This window comes from Bradyrhizobium nitroreducens (genome assembly GCF_002776695.1).
GTDB classification, from domain to species: domain Bacteria; phylum Pseudomonadota; class Alphaproteobacteria; order Rhizobiales; family Xanthobacteraceae; genus Bradyrhizobium; species Bradyrhizobium nitroreducens.
Genome location: NZ_LFJC01000003.1, coordinates 5,909,765 through 5,911,459, shown reverse-complemented (window position 1 = coordinate 5,911,459; position 1,695 = coordinate 5,909,765). Strand labels below are relative to the sequence as shown.

The following is a 1,695-nucleotide window of genomic DNA, read 5'->3' as shown; positions in this document are numbered from 1 at the left end:
TCAACAAGCAATTTGCCGGGATGACCGCGCTCGGCCGCGTGGGCGTTCCCGACGATATCGGGCCGATGATCGCGAGCCTGCTTGGTCCTGACAACCGGTGGATGACGGCTCAACGCATCGAAGTATCCGGCGGACAGACCATCTAAGACCTACTGATTCTGGACTTTGAGATCGCTGGGCGTCCTCCGGGATTCCCGGCGAAAATTAAGCCAAAACTCGGGCGACCGCATTGCTTGGCAATTGCTGTGAGATTTTTCTTGATCTCCCGGTGCACACGTCGTGCACACGCCGTCCTTTAGCGCATTGAAACAATTGAACTCTCGCTCCAATCCATCATCGGGAAGTTTAAGCTACCTTGAGCCATACAACAACGGCTAGGTCCAACTTCACTTCACCGCTTTTACTATCTCAACGAAATATGATCTTTAGCCTCTCCTGTGATCGCTCTTCCTTACTTCGAGTCTAGAACGCTTCAGGTGCCCCACCATGCACCAAGCTTCTTCTACTTTCAGTGGAGCGATCACTGCGGGTCATGATTGAATGAACTTCCAACTGCTCCTCCGCCTCCGTTCCCACCGGCTTCGATGTCGAGAGTCCGATTTACTGAAGCAGATGTTAAGCGCGCTGTTAGAGGTGTTCTTGACAGTGGTGGCAAAGTCGCGCGCGTCGAGATTTGGCCCGACGGACGCATTTCCGTGTTGATACGGGAAGAAAGATCGATTCCAATAGACCCTGAGGACGATCCAGAGATGTCCAGGAGTTTGCTGTGATGAGGGTGGGACGTTCGGCGCTGCCGCTGCCTCGCTATACAAGGCGCAAACGCCTTCAGAACGAGAGCCTTGCGTATTTTTTCGACGTGCCAACATGGGCACGTAAGAAAGGTTGCCCAGTCAAGAACGAACCGCTCGGCACCAATTACGAGCTGGCCGTGCAGCGCGCAGAGAAAATCTTGCTACCTGCGTTCGACAGCTGGCTGACAGGTGGCGATGATGCGAATCCCGTAGGCATCGGGGTGGTGATCGGAACGCTGGACTGGATGTTTCACGAGTATCGTCGAACGTGGAAACAGAAAACTGCGAAGCGTTTGCAGCCTTTGAGCCCCGGCCAATGTCGCGTGCATGAAACCGGCATTAAGATGGTCTGCGAATACCTGTTGAAGGACGGAAGGCGCCTGGGCACGCGGCGCGTTTCGAGCATCGACACCGCGTTTGCGGACGATCTGTTCGAGAAGCTGCTCTACAAAGATGTCGACGGCGAGAAGGTTGAACGCCGCACGACGGTGAACCATGCGATGAAGACCGCTCGCGGCGCATGGAACACGATCTCAAGGGCACACCCCCACCTGTTTCCGGCGAAAAACCCATTTGAGAAGATGGGCCTGCAATCGACCTCGCGCGAAACGCCGCATGCTGATTTTGACGAGCTGGCAGCGTTCCGTGCGAAGGCGATCGAGTTGGGCTATCCGTCTTTGGCAACGGGTGTCCTGATCGGTTGGGAATGGCTGCAGCGCAAGGCTCATATCTTCATCCGGTTCATGGCGGATCACTACCGGCCGGAGAGCCGCCCGAACCACGTCTATGTCATCAACTACAAGACGAGCACGGGCTCATGGGAGCCGCTCTTCGATAAGAGGGGTAAGCCGCTCTATCCCCTGCTAATGGCCGAACTCGACGCCATGAAAGCATTGCGGCCGAC

General features: G+C 55.8%; 1 protein-coding gene and 1 pseudogene. Both read left to right on the top strand.

Annotation, left to right across the window (positions count from 1 at the left end; translation table 11 throughout):
• Nucleotides 1-146, top strand: a pseudogene (locus TSA1_RS40770) (3-oxoacyl-ACP reductase); the annotation flags it as partial.
• 623 nt (nt 147-769) lie between these two features.
• Nucleotides 770-1,695: hypothetical protein (locus TSA1_RS28365; RefSeq protein WP_245448437.1), on the top strand; the 926-nt coding region annotated here is incomplete at its 3' end.